The following is an 18,402-nucleotide window of genomic DNA, read 5'->3' as shown; positions in this document are numbered from 1 at the left end:
GTCAGCGCCCCAGATAGACTTCGATAACCTTCGGATCGGCGGAAACGTGATCGATCGTTCCTTCCGACAATACGGATCCCTCGTGCAGGCAGGTGACCTTGACGCCGAGATCGCGCACGAACCCCATGTCATGTTCGACGACCACCACCGAATGGCTCCGGGCGATGTCGCGCAACAGCCGGGCCGTCTCCGCGGTTTCCGCATCGGTCATGCCTGCGACCGGTTCATCGACGAGCAACACCTTCGGCGACTGCGCCAGCAGCATGCCGATCTCCAGCCATTGTTTCTGGCCGTGCGACAGGCTGGCGGCGCTGGTGTGACGCAGATGCGAAAGCCGCGTCGTCTCGAGTATTTCGACGATTCGCCGCTCTTCCTCGATCGTCCGGCGATGCGCGAGGGATGCGAAGATCGACCGCACGCCAGAGAGCGCCAGGGCGAGATTGTCGTCGACGGTATGCCCCTCGAACACCGTCGGCTTCTGGAACTTGCGACCGATGCCCATGGTGGCGATGGCCGGTTCGTCGTGGCGGGTGAGGTCGACGTTTCCGTTAAAGAAGACCTCGCCTTCGTCCGGTCTTGTCTTGCCGGTGATGATGTCCATCATCGTGGTTTTGCCGGCGCCGTTCGGACCGATGACGGCTCGCATCTCGCCTTCGCGCAACAGGAACGACAGATTGTTGATCGCCTTGAAACCGTCGAAGGACACCGAGACACCGTCGAGATAGAGGATCGTGTCTTCGCGGTGGCCGGCCGGTTTGCCAGAAGCCGCGACCTCGGCTCCGGTCATCACGTCGGGCTCATCGGGTTCGGCCAGGGCCAATGCGGTCTCGCTCATTCGGCGGCCTCCGGTTGGGATGCGGCTGGGCCATCATGGCGGCCTTCCTCGTGGCGTCTTGCCGCCCGCAGGCGCTGCAGGGCGTCCCAGCCATGCATGGCCGTGCCGACGATGCCTTTGGGCAGGAACAGCGTCACGGCGATGAACAGGGCGCCAAGCGCAAACAGCCAGTATTCGGGAAACAGCCCGGTGAAGGCGCTCTTGCCGGCATTGACCAGGATGGCGCCGATGATCGGGCCGATGATCGTGCCGCGTCCACCGACGGCGGTCCAGATGACGATCTCGATGGAATTGGCCGGCGCGAACTCGCCGGGGTTGATGATGCCGACCTGCGGCACATACAGGGCGCCGGCGATGCCGGCCATGACAGCCGATGCGGTAAAGGCGAACAGCTTGACGAATTCCGGCCGGTAGCCGAGGAAGCGGGTTCGATCCTCGGCATCGCGAACGGCAACCATCAGCTTGCCGTAGCGGCTGGCGCCGAGCGCGCCGACCAGCAGCACGCCAAGTGCCAGCGCCACGGCGGAGGACAGGAACAGCGCGGCCCGCGTCTGGTCGGACTGGATCGAGTAGCCGAGGATGTCCTTGAAGTCGGTCAGGCCGTTGTTGCCGCCAAAGCCCATGTCATTGCGGAAGAAGGCCAGCATCAGCGCATAGGTCATCGCCTGTGTGATGATCGACAGGTAGACGCCGGTGACGCGGCTTCGGAAGGCGAACCACCCGAAGACGAAAGCCAGGAGGCCCGGGGCCAGCATGACCATGATTGCGGCAAACCAGAACTGGTCGAAGCCCGACCAGAACCAGGGCAGTTCCTTCCAGTTGAGAAACACCATGAAATCGGGAAGGGTCGGGTCTCCGTAGACGCCGCGGGTGCCGATCTGCCGCATCAGATACATGCCCATGGCATAGCCACCAAGCGCGAAGAACGCCCCGTGGCCGAGCGACAGGATGCCGACATAGCCCCACACCAGATCGAGCGAAAGGGCCAGGAGCGCATAGCAAAGATACTTGCCGAACAGCGCCACGATATAGCTCGGGACATGCAGCGGATGGCCAGCCGGCAGCAGAAGGTTGGCCGCCGGAACCAGAATGCCGATGGCAAGGATGACGACGAGACTGGCGATGATCCAGCGGTTCAGGCCCTGGCGCAGGAAATATCCGGTGATCATGCGTCCACCGCCCGGCCCTTGAGCGCGAACAGCCCGCGCGGCCGCCGCTGGATGAACAGGATGATGAACACCAGGACAAGGATCTTGCCCAATACGGCGCCGGCGAAGGGTTCGAGAAACTTGTTCGCGACGCCGAGGCTGAGAGCCGCGATTAGTGTCCCCCACAGGTTTCCGACACCGCCAAACACCACCACCATGAAACTGTCGATGATGTAGCCCTGGCCAAGATTGGGAGAGACATTGTCGATCTGGCTCAGCGCGACGCCGGCAATGCCGGCAATGCCGGATCCCAGCGCGAAGGTCAGCGCATCGACCCAGGGCGTGCGAATGCCCATCGCCGCTGCCATGCGGCGGTTCTGGGTGACGGCGCGCATGCGCAGGCCAAGCGAGGTTCGGTTGATCGCATACAAAAGCACGGCGAAGACGACGAGGGCGAACACGACGATGTACAGGCGGTTCCAGGTGACCGAAATCTCGCCAAGCTGAAAGGCGCCGCTCATGAAGGACGGGTTCGACACCTCACGGTTGCTGGGGCCGAACAGGGTGCGGACCGATTGCTGCAGAACGAGACTGACACCCCAGGTGGCGAGCAGCGTTTCGAGCGGCCGGCCGTAGAGAAAGCGGATGACGCCGCGTTCGAGTGCAAAGCCGACGGAACCGGCGACCAGAAACGCCAGCGGCAGGGCGATCGGCAGTGACCAGTCGAGCAGACCCGGGAAACTCGTGCGCATCACCTCCTGGACGGTGAAGGTGGTGTAGGCGCCCAGCATGACCATCTCGCCATGCGCCATGTTGATGACGCCCATGACGCCGAAGGTGATCGCCAGGCCGATCGCAGCAAGCAAGAGGACAGAGCCGAGCGACACACCGTACCAGATATTCTGTCCCAGCCCCCAGTATTGCAGGCGCTTTTGCACCGATGCCGCGGCGTCCTCGGCGGCCTGCAGGACGCCTTGGTCGGGGCTTGCCGGCATACGGGCGAGAAGACTGAGCGCCTGCTGGCCGCCCATGTTGCGGATCGTCTCGATGGCGGCGATCCTGGTTTCGGGGTCGGCGCCGGAAAACAGGATCGCGCCGGCCCGGGCATTCTCGAGGGCGTCGCGGACCGCATCGTCCTCCTCGTCGGAGATTGCTTTTTCAATCGCCGCCAGGCTGTCGGGGTCCGGGGTGGCGATAAGAGTGCGCGCCGCCGTCATCCGAATGTCGGGATCGCCGGCCGCCAGTGTCAGTCCGCCCAGTGCTGCCCGGACGGAGCGGCGCACGGAGTTGTTGACGCGCACCTTGTCGAGGGCCGACTTCGGCGCCGTGCCGATGGCCTCGCCGGTGACCGGATCGTGCAGGGTCAGCTGCTGGCCGCGGCCGCTGACGATGACAACCGCGCCGTCGTCCGCCCGGCGGTAGACATCCCCTTCTGTCAGAGCGCCGAGCACGCGCGCCGCACGCGGGTCACCGGTCTGCGCCACCACATTGATCGCCTCCCTGAGGCGGGCGTAGCCCTTTTCGGCGCCGAGACCGGCAATGGCCTGGCGCAGCGCCACATCGCTGTCCTGGGCGGTCGCCATCGATGGACTGAGCAGGACGGCGAGCACGGCGAAAAGCGCGGCGATCGATCTTGTGACTGTCATGCGTTTGATCACGTTCATGCGGAGAAGCCGGGGAAAGAGGCCGGGGAAGAGCCTCCGGACCCGGCGGAGGGGTCCGGAGGTGGCGGAGGGTCCTAGTTGGACTTGGCCGCTTCAGTGGCCGGCTCGGCCATGGCGGTTTCGGCAATGCATTTTTCCGCTTCGGTGTCGTAGTTGCCGCATTTCAGGTCGACCCAGTCGGACTTCAATTTCTTGCTTTCCGGCAAGAAGTCAGACCAGGCGTCGCCCGGAACCAGATCGTCGGTCTCGGAGACCACTTCGAACTGGCCATCTTCCTGAATCTCGCCGATCAGCACCGGCTTGGTGATGTGGTGGTTCGGAAGCATCTTCGAGATGCCGCCCGTCAGGTTTGGCACTTCGATGCCCGGAAGCGCTGCGATCACCGCATCCGGATCGGTCGTGCCGGCCGCTTCCGCCGCCTTGATCCACATGTTGAAGCCGATGTAGTGCGCTTCCATCGGATCGTTGGTGACCCGTGCCTCGTCCCCGGTGAAGGCATGCCACTCCTCGATGAAGCTGGCATTCGCCTCGGTTTCGACGCTCTGGAAGTAATTCCACGCCGCCAGATGTCCGACCAGCGGCCCCGTGTCGATGCCCGCCAGTTCCTCTTCCCCGACGGAGAAGGCGACCACGGGAATATCCTCGGCCTTGATGCCCTGGTTGGCCAGTTCCTTGTAGAACGGCACATTGGCATCGCCGTTGACGGTGGAGACCACCGCGGTCTTCTTGCCGGCCGACCCGAACTCCTTGATGCGCGCCACTTCCGTCTGCCAGTCGGAAAAACCGAACGGCGTGTAGTTGACGATGATGTCCTCGGCGGCGACACCCTTGTCGAGGAGATACTGCTCGAGAATCTTGTTGGTGGTGCGCGGATAGACGTAGTCGGTCCCCTCCAGCACCCAGCGCTCGACGCCTTCCTCGTTCATCAGATAGTCGACCGCAGGAATGGCCTGCTGGTTCGGAGCGGCGCCCGTGTAAAAGACATTCCTCTCGCTTTCCTCGCCCTCGTACTGGACGGGGTAGAAGAGGATGCTGTTCAACTCGCTGAAGACCGGCAGCACCGATTTGCGCGACACCGACGTCCAGCAGCCGAACACCGCGGCGACCTCGTCCTGCTCGATGAGCTGACGCGCCTTCTCGGCGAAGAGCGGCCAGTCGGAGGCCGGATCGACGACGACGGCCTCGAGTTTCTTTCCGAGCAGGCCGCCCTTTTCGTTCTGCGCTTCGATGAGCATCAGCATGGCATCTTTCAGCGTCGTCTCGGAGATCGCCATTGTGCCGGAGAGCGAATGAAGAATGCCGACCTTGATGGTGTCTTCCTGCGCGCTGGCAGGGGTCATGGCTGAGGTTGCGGTCAGCGCTGCACCGAGCGCGATGAAGCCGAATGTGCGGGCAATATGGTTCATTGAATTGTGTTCCCTCTGAAAGTCAGTTGCACCGACCTTGCACTGCACAAATCGTGCCAGATGAACCCTTCTGCGGTTTCGCGCCGCAAGACTCCTTTGTTGTCAAAGCGTTAACTTTTCCTGCCGCACCCGGCAGGCATCGCCGGCGACGCCGCTCGATGCCTCCTATTCATGCGGCGGGGTGTGCTTTTTCGCCTAAATTTCTTGCACTGCACAAGAATAAGGCACGCGGTTTGGTGAGGGGATGCCAGGGCCAAGTGGGGCAGGTACGCGCAGCCCGGCAAGCACCGGGAGAATTCTCCTCAACTGCGAAGATCGCAACTGCGTATGGCGGGCAAGCCGCGCCTTGAGGAAACCCTGGCCTTTGCCGGCTTGGCGATTAATCTGGAGATAAACGACCTGCAGAAGTCAGGCGCGAAGTATGGCGGCGCTTTGAGGCGGGTGCGTGGGGCTAGCGGCTTTCAGCGACCACGCTCTCCGCAGTTATTCGCGTGGGCCGCGGCGTTGCAATGGACCGGCAGCGGCGCCGTTGGCGGCATATCCTCATGTCATACGGTCACTTTGAAGGTTCAGCATCACCAGCCGGTGCAGGGATCGTGTCGGACGTCAGCACAACCGTCAGGCCGCCGTCGACAACGAGGTTGGTGCCGGTGACGTAGCTCGCCTGCGAGGAGGCGAGGAACAGACAGACCTCGGCGATTTCCGAGGGTTGCGCATAACGACGCAACGGTATGCGCCGCGTCCAGCCATGATGGGCACCGATCGAACGCTGCTCACTGCTCATCGGGGTCTCGACAAAGCCGGGCGAGACCGCATTGACACGGATGCCATGCGCAGCGAGCTCGGCGGCCATCTGCTCGGTCAGGCTGATGACGCCACCCTTCGCGGCGGCATATGCGACGTTCACTTGTGGCGAGACAGCCCGAATGCCGGCGATCGAAGCGATGTTGACGATTGCCCCGCCGGCGCGCTTGAGCGCCGGGAGTGCGGCGCGCGAAGCCATGTAGATCCCGCTGAGGTCGACGTCGAGGACGCGCTTCCACTGGCTGCTTTCGGTCTCCTCGAGCGAGCCGCGCCCGATGATCCCGGCCGCGCTGACCAGAACATCGAGGCGGCCGAACTCCGCGTCGATCCTGGCGAATGCATCAGCCACCTCCTCTTCGCGAGTGACGTCAACAGTATATCCGCGGGCGCGCCCTTCGGGCAGCGAGAGTGTGGCCAGCGCATCGGCAATCGATGCCGCGTTGACATCGAGAAGGGCGACCGACGCGCCTTCCGTGGCCAGCGCCTCGGCTATGGCCAGGCCGATACCGGAAGCGCCACCGGTGATCACAGCCACCTGTCCGTCGAACCTTTTCATCGCGTTCTCCTGAGATATGTGTCCACCAAGGACAAGGAATGCCGGCGCCCGAGTGCCAAGCCAGACACGTGCGAAGCCAGACGGGCGTCAAGCCAGACGGCGCGAATACGTGCGACACATGCCGGTGCGACGCCGGGCGCGTTTACTTGAGCTGATCTATGATCTTGGCCCAGCCGTTCTCTTCACTGCTGACGTGCATGCCCTGGCTGTAAACGCCGCCCAGGACCTCCATCGGCAACAGCGCATCGAGCGGATTGGCCCGATTGCCACGCAGTGCGACTCGGACTTTGCCGGTGCGGGCGTGTTTCGGCTTGTTGTCGGGAGACGGATCACGCGTCAGGATGCGTTTCTGGATGATGCCCGGACCTTCCGGGTTTGAAACCGTGTGGATCATCAGATGCGGATTGAGCTTGATCGCAGGGAGATCATCGACCGGCTCGCTGTTGAAATCGAAAGCCATCCTGATGAGCTGATCGTCGCCTACAGTGCATGTCGCGACCGCCGCGTCATCCGTCTCCTCATAGGTGGCGGACATCAGTTTCTTCGGATAACCCCAGACTTCGCGTCCTGCAAGCACGGCGGCGAAGTGATCCTCGAACCATGTGAATGTATAGCCGCCAACGATATCCTTGTAGCGAACCGGAATCGTGAAGCGGAAATGCATGTATCCGGCTATGTCGACCCGGTGGCTGTGCGGAAATACAGAGTTGCTCGAATCTCCAAACGTGATTTGGAATAGATTGTCGACATATTCGAACGGAGTCGTGGCAATGATCTTCTTCACGACATCGGCATCGGTGCGGCACAGTGCGGTGATTCCGCGATAGTCATTCGATGAATAGGGATTCAACGGATCCGGATAGGCTGCAGTGCCTAGAAACATATCAAAGCGATCTGTCAAATTCTCGCTGCTCATCGGTAGTCTCCTTGCTCATTTTGCGACAGCGCCTTGCGCTTTTGCATTCTCTTATGACGGATCGATCGGGTCGGGCTGGGCTATCGGCGCAGCGGCCGCTTGCCGCAGCCATTGGGCCCGAAGATCGCCTCGGACCCGCCAGCGCGGAAGCAGTGCTCTCATCTTTGCGCCGCTCGCCGCGACGCTTTTGCAAAACTACTTGCGACGACCCTCTGCGGGAATCAGGGTGCCTTGTCGTAGACTATGGTCTCTACGGCTAGCGGCTTGTCGATCAGCTTGTAGGAGAGCAGGAATTCGTTGAATCCATCGACAGCCTTGCGATCGAAATTGTGGCCGTAGCCCTCGATCGTGCGTTGGACGAGCTGGTCCAATACGGCTTCGCGATCCGGGACATCATCGCCGAGTTTGAACTGCTCGTTGACGATCTGCTTGGCTTCAGAAAGGTTCTGCGGATCCTGAAGCCACTTCACGGCTTGCGCATGCGCGCGCATGAAGGCATCGGCGATCGCAGAGTTGTCCTGCAGATACTCGCTGGGAGCATAGTAAGCGACATAGCCGCCGTTCATGGCTTGCAAATCGGAAGGACCCTCGCCCCTTGAAAGATCAGCGAAGACGGCGCACGACTTGGTCGCTTCGCAGAGCGCCGGAACCGGATCCCAACTGACAATTGCATCGACCTGCTTGGCAGTCAGGGCCGCAAATGCGGTAGCCGGCCCGCCGACCGCCACGAAGAACACCTCGTCTTGCTCCATGCCGGCCCCGGCCAACAGGGCCCTGGCGATCATTTCGGGGGAGCCGCCGCGCGCCACGACACCGATACGCTTGCCGGCAAGCGCCTCTATATTCTCCGGGTAGGACTTGTCCGCAACCGTCGCAGCCACCTCGCTGGACGCGGAGAGGGAATAGACGTTGTTGGTGAGATACGGACCGATAATTTCAAGTTCATAGCCCTTGTCCACCGCCTGCATCATCACGTCCAAAGAGCTGACGATAATGTCCACTCCTTCCGTCTTCGCCGCCTGCATTGCCAGAATGGCGCTTGCCAGATAGACCGGTTGGCACTCGAGCCCTTCCTCGGCGCAGAACCCCTTGCTGCGCATCACCCAGTTGACAATATGAATGATGCTGCCCGGGTACTCATGGACGCGAACAATATTTTTTTCCTGAGCGATCGCATGCGTTGATCCAAGCGCCATGACAGCAACCGCGGAGATGGCTATTCCAAGTTTCTTCCAACGCATAAATCTCTCCCGTACTTTTCTGAATTCAAAAGAGCAGAAATACTATTTTATTCTTATTGAATCTGATCTTTTATTTATAAATCATGCCTGCCTATATTTTTTGCTTTCAGTAGGCGGCGTGAAGTCAAATTAGGCAAGAAAAATTTTCCTTACGCAAGTAAATAATATTGCAGTGTTTATTAAGTAAATCTTTCAATAAGAGGCCTAGCGCTGTTCGGTCGGTTCGGCGTGGAAAGATGGCGCCGGGCCTGCCGTTTTTCGTGACGGCGGCAGACGGGCGGCGGGTGAGCGCGCTATCGCAGCCGATCCGGTATCGGGTTTCACTCCGCCGGCCTCGCCAGATCGTGAAGGCGAGGCGTGGCGGCGCGGCTGGACCCGGCCCCCGCAGATGGCGCATGGTGGCGGCTTAAGACAGGCCGGCGGCAGGCTGGCCGAAACGGACACGGAGCGAGGTGACATGACCAGCATGAAACTGCAATTTGACGGGCATGCGGGGGCGCAACTGGCGGCACGGCTCGATCTGCCGGACGGGCCGGTGCGCGGCTATGCGCTGTTTGCGCATTGCTTCACCTGCTCGAAGGATCTGCTGGCGGTCAAGCGCATCGCCGCGGGGCTTGCCGCCGAGGGTATCGCGCTGATGCGGTTCGATTTCACCGGGCTCGGGGCGTCGGAGGGCGAGTTCGCCTCGACCAATTTCTCCTCGAATATCGAAGATCTGAAATGCGCGGCGGCGCATCTGGCGGCAAGCCACGGGGCGCCGGAATTGCTGATCGGCCACTCGCTGGGCGGCGCGGCGGTGCTGGCGGCGGCCGGCGAGATCGATGGCGTCAAGGCGGTGGTGACCATCGGCGCGCCGTCGGATGTGGCGCATGTGCTGGAGAATTTCGAGGCCGACCTGGCGGCGATCCGCGCCGACGGCGCCGTCGAGGTGAGCCTTGAGGGCCGGCCGTTCACCATCGAGCGGCAATTTGTCGAGGATGCCTGCGCGGCGCGGCTGGAAAAGCGTATCGCGGAGCTGAAAAAGCCGCTCCTGATCATGCATGCGCCACGGGACGCCAGCGTCGGCATCGATCATGCCAGCGCCATCTTCCTAGCCGCCAAACATCCGAAAAGCTTCATCTCGCTGGATGGCGCCGATCACCTCTTGTCGCGGCCGATCGATGCGCAGTTTGCCGCCGATGTGATTGCCGGCTGGGCAGCGCGCTATCTCGATGCCGCCGCGGCACCGCAGGCCACGCCGGACACCGTTTTACCCGATGGCGCGGTGCGGGTGACGGAGACCGGCCAGGGCAAGTTCCAGCAGCGGGTGGATGTCGGCGGGCACCGGCTGATTGCCGATGAGCCAGAAAGCTTTGGCGGCGATGACAGCGGGCCGACGCCCTACGATTTCCTCGCCATCGGGCTCGGCGCCTGCACGTCGATGACGCTGCGCATGTATGGCGAGCGCAAGAAGCTCGATCTGCCGCGCCTGTCGGTCGAGGTCAGCCATGCCAAGGTGCATGCAAAGGATTGCGCGGCGTGCAGCGAAGAGCAGCAGGGGCGCGAGGGGCGCATCGACCGGTTCGAGCGGCGCATCAGGGTGGACGGGCCGGTCAGCGCCGAGGTGGCCGCCGATCTCAAGCGCATCGCCGATCTGTGCCCGGTGCACAAGACGCTCGAACAGTCATCGGCGATCGTCACGGAGATCGAGTAGGGCAGGGGGCCGAGCTGCGCAAAACCGCCTCGAAATCAAGGCGCGCGACCGCGGCGTCGAGCGCGCACCGCCGCTGCGGGGTGATCTGCCGTGCCAGGCCGGCGAGGTTTTCATCCTGGAGGGGCAGCGGGCGCCGCGCCGCGCCGACCGGCGATCCGTGACGGTTCTCGACGGCGCGCAGGAAATACGCGACATCGGCATTGAGCATGAGAGGGGGCTGCCGGTTGCCGAGAATAGGAAGATAGAACATGGCTCGGGTCGAACCGCGGCGGGCATAGCCGAGCAGTTCATCCATGCCCGCGACGAGGCGCCGTTCCGCAGGGGTTTGCGGCGGCTCGGCGGGCCCACCGCAAAACAGAACGGCCTCGCCGTCCTGGTGGCCCAGCGCGTCGAGCAGATCGTAGAACAGGAGCTGCAGGATTACCCCGTCTGCTACCGGATTTTCCGTACCGACGATATGCTCCTTCCATGCCGCAAGGCGGGTTGACTGTGAGGCGGTCGCCGCAAATTCCGGGTACCGCGCATGGTAAATGGCGAACTGGGTTTGCAGCATTTCGGCAAACGATGCGTTTTCGCTCATCCGGGTCGCTGCAGCCTCCGCCACCGTCATTTCATGGAAAAAGGGATGCGGGGCGAGGGTGAAGGACCAGCCGCCAAGGCGGGCGTCGCGCACAAGCGGCAAGGGGCAGGGCGCAGTGGTGCGCAGCGCCGCGTCCAGGGATCCGTCCCTGACCGGAGCGTCAGGAAAGGCCGGCGGTGCGGCCGCGGGATCGGGCTGCCGGCGCTGAAAATCCCAGTCGAGGGCGTAGATCCCGGCGCGCTGCATGGCCGTCCGCAGCGCATGGCGCACATCGCTGTTCAGCCGCACCGCGCTTTGCGCTTCACCCTGGAAATAGAGTTCGATGACGGCCTGCGTCAGGCCGAGGCGCGCATAGCTGACCAGCTCTTCGAGAAGGGTGGTGAAGCGGCGTTCCTTTGCGTCTGCGGGAGGCCGGGAAAAGAAGCCGCAATAGGAAAGATCCGACCGCCCGAGGGCCGTGCCGGCGCGTTCGAGAGCGTCACGGAGGCCGTAGCCGACAGAAAGACTCATGACGGCATTGTCCCGCGCTGCCAGATGGCGCTTGTAGGCGCGAAAACGCGTCTCGGCCGTGCCGCTTGCCGCAAAATTCGGGAAGCGCCGCTCATAGGCATGAAACCCGGTCCGCAGCGCGGCGGTAAAGATGTCGAGGCGAATGATCTCCGCGAAGGGCAGCCGATTGAGGAGCGCGATCTCGAATGGCATTGGGAGCGGGGGCGGCGTGACGGGGTGCGTGCTGAACGACCAGTCCGGCTCCGGCGCCAGGGCCGGAATTTCGGCGCGTAGCGAGGCGAGGTGCTGTGCGTCCGCCGCTACCGGAGCGAGCAGGCAGCTGATCAGCATCAGACATGCGAGAGGAAGCACGGACAACAAGTTCTTCAACTGCCGGTGCCGGCAGCCGCTCAAACGCAACGTACGGGCGAGGCTTGCATAAGAAAAAACCAAGCTTTCTGCAAGTTTATCCACTGCCTTCTCCGCCAGTTTATTCTGACAACTCTGATCATAGTGCGGAGATGCTGGAATTCTAAGAGAAAAAGATGCGCAGAGATGTCGGAGTCTGAGGCAGATCGATCGTCAATTGCAGGCCGATGTGAAGGAGGCGAGCGCTGCGGTCCACCGAAGACGTTCTGCGCTTGCGCAAATGCGCCGGCGTCTGAGCGCGCTTCGATCGAAGGAGAAGACGTTGCGGCAGCGCAATGCGGCCGGGCTGGCCGTCAGCGCCATAGGCCGGTCTTTTGGGTCAGTTGCCGGTCTTTCAACTGGCGGGCTAGAGGTGGAACTCGCCCTAGTCCGACAGCAGATAACGGCGCTCGAGACTGAAATGCGCCGGATCGAGCCGAATATCCAGCGTTTTGAGGAGGAGCGCAGGCACAAGGAACACGCACTCGCAGTGAATGCTGGCCAGTTGTCGACCTTCGCCTGTGTGCGGTGACTATGAAGTCGTGTTTGCAAAATAAATGAGTTGGAAGAGAAGCCGCGGGTGCGGGGTGTGCGTGCTCGCAGAACCGGGCGTTCAGCGGCGCCGTAGCCGAACCACTGCTTCAGCTTGTGCAATCGCGGCCTGCAGATCACTGTCGGTCATCAACGTGGCGGCGGAGTTGAGGCGATCGAGCAGCGTTGTGCGTGGATCGCTCGCAGCAGCGGCGGTGGCGCTGAGAAGGTCGTTCGGGGTCGATTGCAGAACCTCGGCAATGCGCAGCAGCATGGCAAGGTCCGGTTCATTGCGACCGCTGACATAGTGAGCGTAGCGGCGTTCGCTCAGACCGGCACGGCGGGCGACCTCGGCATTGGCGAGGCCAAGCTCCTGCGCCCGTCGTCTGAGGTTTTTTGCAAACACGTCCATCCCGTACAAAATGTTCCTGACAGGCTGACCGTGTCCATGTAGGATGCGTTCCTATCAAAATGAACTTTCCCTGTGGTTTATGTCGGCATGCCCTCCTCTCCCTTCCTCCCGTTCCTGATCTTCGGCGGCCTGGTGCTGATCGTCGTCGGGCGGGCGGCGTGGCGGTTTCATGTGGTGCCGCTGTTGTTATCGCGGCGGGACATTGCGCGGGTGGCCAAGGAGCTTGTGGCGCAGTACGGCGCCGAGGCGGCCGAGATGGCGTTCATCGAGGAGCATCTGGCCTGGCAGCGCTGCGCGCCGTCGGAACAGGGGAAATGGCGGCGGGTGCGGCGCGCATTGGTGCAGCGCGGGCGGGTCGTGCGACCGGAAAACGGGAACGGCGCATGACGGCGCATGATAGCGAAGGCGTGCGACCGCGTTCGGCGCCGAGCGCGCCGTCAGCACAGTTGCGGCCGTCAGGGAGAGCCTCAACGGCCGCCTTGGTGTGTTGGCGCGGACCAGTCGCTCAGAACTTTATGGCGATTCCGGCTTTGACGACGGCAAAGTCCAGATCCTGACGGAACCGGAAGCCGTCTCCGATTGCCTCCGTCGTTCCGAAATCGACGTATTGTCCTTCCAGACGCGCGATAATCGACGGTGTAACGGCAAATTCCAAACCGCCGCCGATCGCAAGTCCGATATCGACATTGTCTTCTGTGGGGTCGATAAGGCCTCCCAATACTGTCGCGTCCGTGTCGCGGAATCCCTGGTCGATATCCGCCGCGATCACGCCCCCCTTGGCGTAAAGGAGAACGCGGTCGAATGTGTAGCCAACACGCGCGAAAAGAGCGCCATACACCCCGCCATCGGTGGAGTAGAAACTGTCATCGGCCGGCGCTCCGGAAGCCACCGTTACGGGAGACTGGCGTCCACCCTCAATGCCGAGATAGCCGAGTTCGACCTCGGCGCCGAGAAGGAAGCCATTGGCGAACTGGTGATTGTAGCCGGCATAGAAATTGCCGACAAAACCGTCGACGTCATAGCTGAAAGGCAGGTCACCGTTGTAGCCATCGACATCCTCGGCCCGCGCGTCGCCCCAGCCGTAGCCGGCGGCGAAACCTGCATAAAACCCGGTCCAATTGTAGCTTGGCTCGACCTCGTAAGCCAGATCATCCGCCGCGTAGACCGGGAGGGTCAGCGGCACGCTGACTAGGAGGCCCATCAAAATCTGCTTCATCATACGACCCATAAAGCTGAAGGTGGTGCCCCGTCAGTGATCATAGCGCGCCCGACGTTTCCCGGGAAGTGGCTTCGTCGCCGGGTAGAGGGCCGGGGGCTCATGTATCCGTTCGGCGCTGTGGGGGCGGGCGCGTGAAGCGGAGGGCAGAGCAGATTATCCGTCGCGCAATCAACAGGTTCAGCTTGCATGGAGCTTGAAATTATCCCCGTGACAATCCTGCAACAGTGCGTGAAAATCGCTACTGCTTCAGCTCGGGCGATTGCCGGGCGGTGAAGGCACGTGTCGGCGGTGGCGTGCGGGTGGGATCGGGAGCCTCAGCCCTTCATCGCCCGCTGCAATTTGGCCATGCCGGCGATCCAGCGGTCATAATTGTCGATCTTGGCGCGCATGTAACCGCCCACCTGCGGGTGCGGCAGGATGAGGAAGCGTTCGTCGCGCACGCCGTCAAGGGCGACGCGCGCCACATCCCCGGCGCTGAGCACGCCATCGCCCGATTGCGGCCCTTCCGGGAGCGCGCTGAGCATCGGCGTATCGACGCCCTGCGGGCACAGCACCGATACCCTGATGCCGTCATCGCGGTGGGTCAGTGCGAGATTCTCGGCAAAGCCGATGGCGGCATGTTTGGTGGTGGCATAGACGGCGCTGCCGACCTGCGAGAGCAGCCCCGCCGCCGAGACGGTGTTGAGGAAATAGCCCGTATTGCGCGCCCGCATGCGCGGGATGAGATGGCGGGCCGCCTCGACATGCGCCATGACATTGACGGCCCAGGCCTTTTGCCAGACGTGCGGCGCTGCGCCGGCGGCATTGGCAAAAGTCGGGTCGAAGCCGGTGGCGATGCCGGCATTGGAACAGAACAGGTCGATCGGGCCGAAGCGCGCCTCGACGTCATCGATCAGCGCGGCGAGATCGCTCGGCTCGGAGACATCGCAGGTCACCGCCTCGCCACCGATGGCCGATGCGACGGTGTTTGCGCCGGCGGCGTCGAGATCGGCGACGATGATCCTGCCGGCGCCGGCCTCGGCCAAAGCATGACACAGCGCCTTGCCGATGCCGCTGGCACCGCCGGTGACGACGGCGATCCTGCCTTCAATCTGCATTTGTCATTCTCCCGGATTGCTGGCGGAGTGCTCTATCAAGGGAACACCTCGAACAGGCCGGCGGCGCCCATGCCGCCGCCGACGCACATGGTGACGACGACAAAGCGGGCATTGCGACGGCGGCCCTCGATGAGGGCGTGGCCGGTCATGCGGGCGCCCGACATGCCGTAGGGATGGCCGATCGAAATAGCGCCGCCATCGACGTTCAGGCGCTCATCGGGGATGCCGAGACGATCGCGGCAATAGACGACCTGGCAGGCAAAGGCCTCGTTGAGTTCCCACAGATCGATGTCATCGACGCTCAGACCGTGGCGCTTGAGAAGTTTCGGCACGGCGAAGACCGGCCCGATGCCCATCTCGTCGGGATCGCAGCCGGCCACTTCCATGCCGCGATAGGCGCCGAGCGGGACGAGGCCGCGGCGTTCGGCCTCGCCGGCCTCCATCAGGATGGTGGCGGAAGCGCCGTCCGAGAGCTGGCTGGCATTGCCGGCGGTGATGTAACGGCCCTCGGCGATCTCGAGGCCATCCTTGAACACCGGCTGCAGTTTGGCCAGATCCTCAAGGGTTGTTGACGGGCGCGGGCCCTCGTCATGCTGCAGCGTGACCTGTTCCTCGCGGCTTTCGCCGGTCGCCTTGTCCCTGACGATCTTGGTGGTGGTCAGCGGCACGATCTCGTCGTCAAAGCGGCCGGCCTTGATGGCGGCGGCGGTGCGCTGCTGCGAGCGGAGAGCATAGTCATCCTGGGCCTGGCGCGAGACATTGTAGCGGGCGGCGACGACCTCGGCGGTTTCCAGCATCGACATGTAGATGGCCGGCACGCTTTCCACCAGCGCCGGGTCCCTGGCGCGAAAGCTGTTGTAGTGCTCGTTCTGCACCAGAGAGACGGACTCGACCCCGCCGGCGGCGACGGTCGTCATGCCATCGACGATGATCTGCTTGGCGCCGGTGGCGATCGCCATCAGGCCGGAGGCGCATTGGCGGTCAAGGCTCATGCCGGCGACGGAGGTGGGAAAACCGGCGGCCAGGGCCGACTGGCGGGCGATATTGCTGCTGGTCGAGCCCTGCTGCAATGCCGTGCCCATCAGGACGTCATCAATGCTCGCCGGGTCGATGCCGGCGCGTTCGGCGGCATGTTTCAGTGCGTGGCCGCCCAGGGTCTGAGCCTGGGTGGTGTTGAAGGCGCCGCGATAGGCCTTGCCGATCGGGGTGCGAGCGGTGGACACGATGACGGCTTCACGCATGGTCGAAATCCTCGGTGTTGAACGCGGGCGGGCGATCGTCGGCGGGCGCGAAAAGATCGTCGGGCGCGTCGGCCACGGCGGTGGCAAGATGGCGGATATGGTCGCGCGCCGCCTCCTCGGCAATCCGGGGGCGGCCGCCAAGAATGGCGTCGGCGATGGCGGCATAATCGGCAAAGCGCTGGGCTGGCGGCTGATGCAGATTGGCGCGGATCAGATGGACCTGGAAGCTAGAGAGCAGGCGTTCGAGATCGGCATTGCCGCCGATGCGGGTGATGGCGCGATAGAAGCGATTGCGGGCGCGGACCAGATCATAGGAGTCGCGCTCGCCGGCAAAAGCGGCCAGCTCCGCATAGGCGGTCTTGAAATGCGCGGCGGCGCCGGGCGCGTCGATCCGTTCGGCGGCAAGTCGGGCGGCAAGGCCGATGGTGACTTCGAGAATGGCAAGAATGTTGCCGGCGTCGCGGCGGGTGAGCTGGCGGATCTGGGCGCCGCGATGCGGCAGGACGGTCGCCACCCCCTCGGCGGCGAGCCGGGTCAGCGCTTCGCGCACCGTCGGGCGGCTGACCTTGTAGCGGCGCATCAGATCCGGCTCGACCAGGCGCTGGCCGGGGACATAGCGGCCCTCATAGAGACCGCGCACGACGTCGCGCACGATCTGCAGCGAGGAACTGCGCCCGCCTTGGCCTGCCGCCGGGCGATGGGCGGCAGCCGGTTTATCGCTGGTGTCGTCGGAGTTCCTGGTCACGCGTGGCGCGTCCTGTCGGTTGTCTGCGGCCATTTCGAAGCGAGGCTGGTCCTTCGTTCGGGACCCATAAAACAGGCCGCGCACCTTCAAAGTCAATCAAAATCGTCTGACGATCTTGCGCAGGCCTGCGTTCCCGCCTATCGTCCGGGAAAATCAAACATGAGAAAGTGGCAGTGATGATTACCGAGAAATCGCAGCGGGTGCAGGATCTCGAAAAACGCCTGGAGGCGTTTATGGATGAGCATATCTATCCGAATGAAGAGCGCTTTTACCGGGAGACCGAGGAGGTCGGTCCGTGGGGCGTGCAGCCGGTGATCGAGGAATTGAAGCCGAAGGCGAAGGAAGCCGGGCTGTGGAACCTGTTTCTGCCCGAATCCGAGCGCGGCGCCGGGCTGAGCAATCTCGAATACGCCTCCCTCTGCGAGATCATGGGGCGGGCGCATATGGCGCCGGAGATCTTCAACTGCAATGCGCCGGACACCGGCAACATGGAAGTGCTCGAGCGCTACGGCAGCGAAGCGCACAAGGAGCAATGGCTCAAGCCGCTTCTGGCCGGCGAGATCCGCTCCTCCTTCGCGATGACCGAGCCGGCGGTGGCCTCGAGCGATGCGACCAATATCGAAAGCCGCATCGTCGCCGATGGCGACGATTATGTGATCAATGGTCATAAATGGTACACGACGGGCGCCACCGATCCGCGCTGCAAGATCATCATCTTCATGGGCAAGACCGATCCGGACAATCCCGACCGGCACAAGCAGCAGTCGATGATCCTGGTGCCGAAGGATACGCCCGGCGTCGAGGTGGTGCGATCGATCCCGGTCTTCGGTTTCTACGGCGTGCCCGATCGCGCGTCGGAAGTGATGTTCCGCGATGTGCGGGTGCCAAAATCGAACATGCTGCTTGGCGAGGGGCGCGGCTTCGAGATCGCCCAGGGGCGGCTTGGGCCGGGGCGCATCCACCATTGCATGCGGCTGATCGGCCTGGCCGAGCGGACGCTTGAGAAGATGTGCCGGCGTGCCTCCGAGCGGGTGGCTTTCGGCAAGCCGGTGGCGGCGCAGACGGTGACCCAGGAGCGCATCGCCGAATCGCGCATCATGATCGAGCAGGCGCGGCTTCTGACGCTGAACGCGGCGCACCGCATGGACACGGTCGGCAACAAGGTGGCGAAGGCCGATATCGCGATGATCAAGGTGGCGGTGCCGAACATGGCCTGCCAGGTGATCGACTGGGCGATCCAGGTGCATGGCGGCGGCGGCACGTCGAATGATTTCGGCCTGGCATCGGCCTATGCGACGGCCCGCATCCTGCGGCTTGCGGACGGTCCGGACGAGGTGCATCGCAACCAGATCGCCAAGCTGGAACTGCGCAAATATTCGAACCGGGATGCCGGCGGGTCTGCGCGGCCCTGACACGC

General features: G+C 63.1%; 17 protein-coding genes. 4 read left to right on the top strand and 13 right to left on the bottom strand.

All coding sequences use genetic code 11. The features are described 5' to 3' along the window. Position 1: 1 nt before the first annotated feature. From urtD to KY465_RS02865, 7 genes are all read right to left on the bottom strand, one after another. Positions 2–787 carry an urea ABC transporter ATP-binding protein UrtD gene (urtD, locus tag KY465_RS02895; RefSeq protein ID WP_219200748.1) on the bottom strand — a complete coding sequence of 262 codons (786 nt, stop codon included), beginning with the start codon at positions 785–787 and terminating at the stop codon, positions 2–4. A gap of 44 nt (positions 788–831) precedes the next feature. Then, on the bottom strand, positions 832–2,004 hold the full coding sequence (urtC, locus tag KY465_RS02890; RefSeq protein ID WP_219158243.1) for an urea ABC transporter permease subunit UrtC: 1,173 nt from the start codon (positions 2,002–2,004) through the stop codon (positions 832–834). Then, positions 2,001–3,629, bottom strand: a complete 1,629-nt coding sequence (gene urtB / locus KY465_RS02885; protein ID WP_219158241.1) for an urea ABC transporter permease subunit UrtB — start codon at positions 3,627–3,629, stop codon at positions 2,001–2,003. Before urtB ends, urtC begins: the two co-directional genes overlap by 4 nt. Positions 3,630–3,721: 92 nt before the next feature. Continuing rightward, positions 3,722–4,987: an urea ABC transporter substrate-binding protein gene (gene urtA / locus KY465_RS02880; RefSeq protein ID WP_255561471.1), complete on the bottom strand. Its 1,266-nt coding sequence runs from the start codon at positions 4,985–4,987 to the stop codon at positions 3,722–3,724. A 622-nt stretch (positions 4,988–5,609) separates the two neighbouring features. Beyond that, positions 5,610–6,413 (bottom strand): SDR family NAD(P)-dependent oxidoreductase, encoded by an 804-nt coding sequence (locus KY465_RS02875; RefSeq protein WP_219158238.1) that lies wholly within the window; start codon positions 6,411–6,413, stop codon positions 5,610–5,612. 142 nt (positions 6,414–6,555) lie between these two features. Beyond that, a complete protein-coding gene (locus tag KY465_RS02870) occupies positions 6,556–7,329 on the bottom strand; it encodes an acetoacetate decarboxylase family protein (RefSeq protein WP_219158236.1) in 774 nt (257 codons plus the stop codon). Between the two features lie 221 nt (positions 7,330–7,550). Continuing rightward, complete coding sequence (locus KY465_RS02865) at positions 7,551–8,570, bottom strand: ABC transporter substrate-binding protein (protein ID WP_219158235.1); 1,020 nt, start codon at positions 8,568–8,570, stop codon at positions 7,551–7,553. A gap of 457 nt (positions 8,571–9,027) precedes the next feature. Between KY465_RS02865 and KY465_RS02860 the strand changes: the two genes are divergently transcribed. Further along, the gene (locus KY465_RS02860) at positions 9,028–10,263 is read left to right on the top strand and encodes a bifunctional alpha/beta hydrolase/OsmC family protein (RefSeq protein WP_219158233.1); all 1,236 of its coding nucleotides are present in this window, start codon (positions 9,028–9,030) and stop codon (positions 10,261–10,263) included. Here the strand turns inward: KY465_RS02860 and KY465_RS02855 are convergent. After that, complete coding sequence (locus KY465_RS02855; protein ID WP_219158231.1) at positions 10,247–11,710, bottom strand: hypothetical protein; 1,464 nt, start codon at positions 11,708–11,710, stop codon at positions 10,247–10,249. The genes KY465_RS02860 and KY465_RS02855 overlap by 17 nt on opposite strands. 313 nt (positions 11,711–12,023) lie before the next feature. Between KY465_RS02855 and KY465_RS02850 the strand changes: the two genes are divergently transcribed. Beyond that, positions 12,024–12,272 carry a hypothetical protein gene (locus tag KY465_RS02850; protein WP_219158229.1) on the top strand — a complete coding sequence of 83 codons (249 nt, stop codon included), beginning with the start codon at positions 12,024–12,026 and terminating at the stop codon, positions 12,270–12,272. A gap of 81 nt (positions 12,273–12,353) precedes the next feature. On the opposite strand, the gene KY465_RS02845 is transcribed toward KY465_RS02850, so the two are convergent. Then, positions 12,354–12,683, bottom strand: a complete 330-nt coding sequence (locus tag KY465_RS02845; protein WP_219158227.1) for a helix-turn-helix domain-containing protein — start codon at positions 12,681–12,683, stop codon at positions 12,354–12,356. Positions 12,684–12,755: 72 nt separating this feature from the next. Between KY465_RS02845 and KY465_RS02840 the strand changes: the two genes are divergently transcribed. Next, on the top strand, positions 12,756–13,070 hold the full coding sequence (locus KY465_RS02840) for a hypothetical protein (protein WP_219158226.1): 315 nt from the start codon (positions 12,756–12,758) through the stop codon (positions 13,068–13,070). Positions 13,071–13,188: 118 nt separating this feature from the next. Here the strand turns inward: KY465_RS02840 and KY465_RS02835 are convergent, their stop codons facing one another. The 4 genes from KY465_RS02835 to KY465_RS02820 all read right to left on the bottom strand — a co-directional run bounded on the left by KY465_RS02835 (position 13,189) and on the right by KY465_RS02820 (position 16,985). Next, positions 13,189–13,884 (bottom strand): outer membrane protein, encoded by a 696-nt coding sequence (locus KY465_RS02835; protein ID WP_219158224.1) that lies wholly within the window; start codon positions 13,882–13,884, stop codon positions 13,189–13,191. A gap of 332 nt (positions 13,885–14,216) precedes the next feature. Beyond that, positions 14,217–14,999: an SDR family oxidoreductase gene (locus KY465_RS02830; RefSeq protein ID WP_219158222.1), complete on the bottom strand. Its 783-nt coding sequence runs from the start codon at positions 14,997–14,999 to the stop codon at positions 14,217–14,219. A 35-nt stretch (positions 15,000–15,034) separates the two neighbouring features. Next, a complete protein-coding gene (locus KY465_RS02825; protein WP_219158220.1) occupies positions 15,035–16,240 on the bottom strand; it encodes an acetyl-CoA C-acyltransferase in 1,206 nt (401 codons plus the stop codon). Next, positions 16,233–16,985 (bottom strand): GntR family transcriptional regulator, encoded by a 753-nt coding sequence (locus KY465_RS02820; protein WP_219158219.1) that lies wholly within the window; start codon positions 16,983–16,985, stop codon positions 16,233–16,235. Before KY465_RS02820 ends, KY465_RS02825 begins: the two co-directional genes overlap by 8 nt. A 176-nt stretch (positions 16,986–17,161) precedes the next feature. On the opposite strand from KY465_RS02820, the gene KY465_RS02815 reads away from it, so the two are divergent. Continuing rightward, positions 17,162–18,397 carry an acyl-CoA dehydrogenase family protein gene (locus KY465_RS02815; RefSeq protein ID WP_219158217.1) on the top strand — a complete coding sequence of 412 codons (1,236 nt, stop codon included), beginning with the start codon at positions 17,162–17,164 and terminating at the stop codon, positions 18,395–18,397. Positions 18,398–18,402: the final 5 nt, after the last annotated feature.

The sequence above is a fragment of the Neohoeflea coraliihabitans genome (assembly GCF_019334345.1).
GTDB classification, from domain to species: domain Bacteria; phylum Pseudomonadota; class Alphaproteobacteria; order Rhizobiales; family Rhizobiaceae; genus Pseudohoeflea; species Pseudohoeflea coraliihabitans.
The sequence above is the reverse complement of the archived record's forward strand: the minus strand, read 5'-3'. Positions and strand labels throughout refer to the sequence as shown.

Bases quoted from the DNA above. Each gene is read 5' to 3' on its own strand.
- urtD (WP_219200748.1), bottom strand. From the start codon at position 787: ATGACCGGAGCCGAGGTCGCGGCTTCTGGCAAACCGGCCGGCCACCGC.
- urtC (WP_219158243.1), bottom strand. From the start codon at position 2,004: ATGATCACCGGATATTTCCTGCGCCAGGGCCTGAACCGCTGGATCATC.
- urtB (WP_219158241.1), bottom strand. From the start codon at position 3,629: ATGACAGTCACAAGATCGATCGCCGCGCTTTTCGCCGTGCTCGCCGTC.
- urtA (WP_255561471.1), bottom strand. From the start codon at position 4,987: ATGACCCCTGCCAGCGCGCAGGAAGACACCATCAAGGTCGGCATTCTT.
- KY465_RS02875 (WP_219158238.1), bottom strand. From the start codon at position 6,413: ATGAAAAGGTTCGACGGACAGGTGGCTGTGATCACCGGTGGCGCTTCC.
- KY465_RS02870 (WP_219158236.1), bottom strand. From the start codon at position 7,329: ATGAGCAGCGAGAATTTGACAGATCGCTTTGATATGTTTCTAGGCACT.
- KY465_RS02865 (WP_219158235.1), bottom strand. From the start codon at position 8,570: ATGCGTTGGAAGAAACTTGGAATAGCCATCTCCGCGGTTGCTGTCATG.
- KY465_RS02860 (WP_219158233.1), top strand. From the start codon at position 9,028: ATGACCAGCATGAAACTGCAATTTGACGGGCATGCGGGGGCGCAACTG.
- KY465_RS02845 (WP_219158227.1), bottom strand. From the start codon at position 12,683: ATGGACGTGTTTGCAAAAAACCTCAGACGACGGGCGCAGGAGCTTGGC.
- KY465_RS02835 (WP_219158224.1), bottom strand. From the start codon at position 13,884: ATGGGCCTCCTAGTCAGCGTGCCGCTGACCCTCCCGGTCTACGCGGCG.
- KY465_RS02830 (WP_219158222.1), bottom strand. From the start codon at position 14,999: ATGCAGATTGAAGGCAGGATCGCCGTCGTCACCGGCGGTGCCAGCGGC.
- KY465_RS02825 (WP_219158220.1), bottom strand. From the start codon at position 16,240: ATGCGTGAAGCCGTCATCGTGTCCACCGCTCGCACCCCGATCGGCAAG.
- KY465_RS02815 (WP_219158217.1), top strand. From the start codon at position 17,162: ATGATTACCGAGAAATCGCAGCGGGTGCAGGATCTCGAAAAACGCCTG.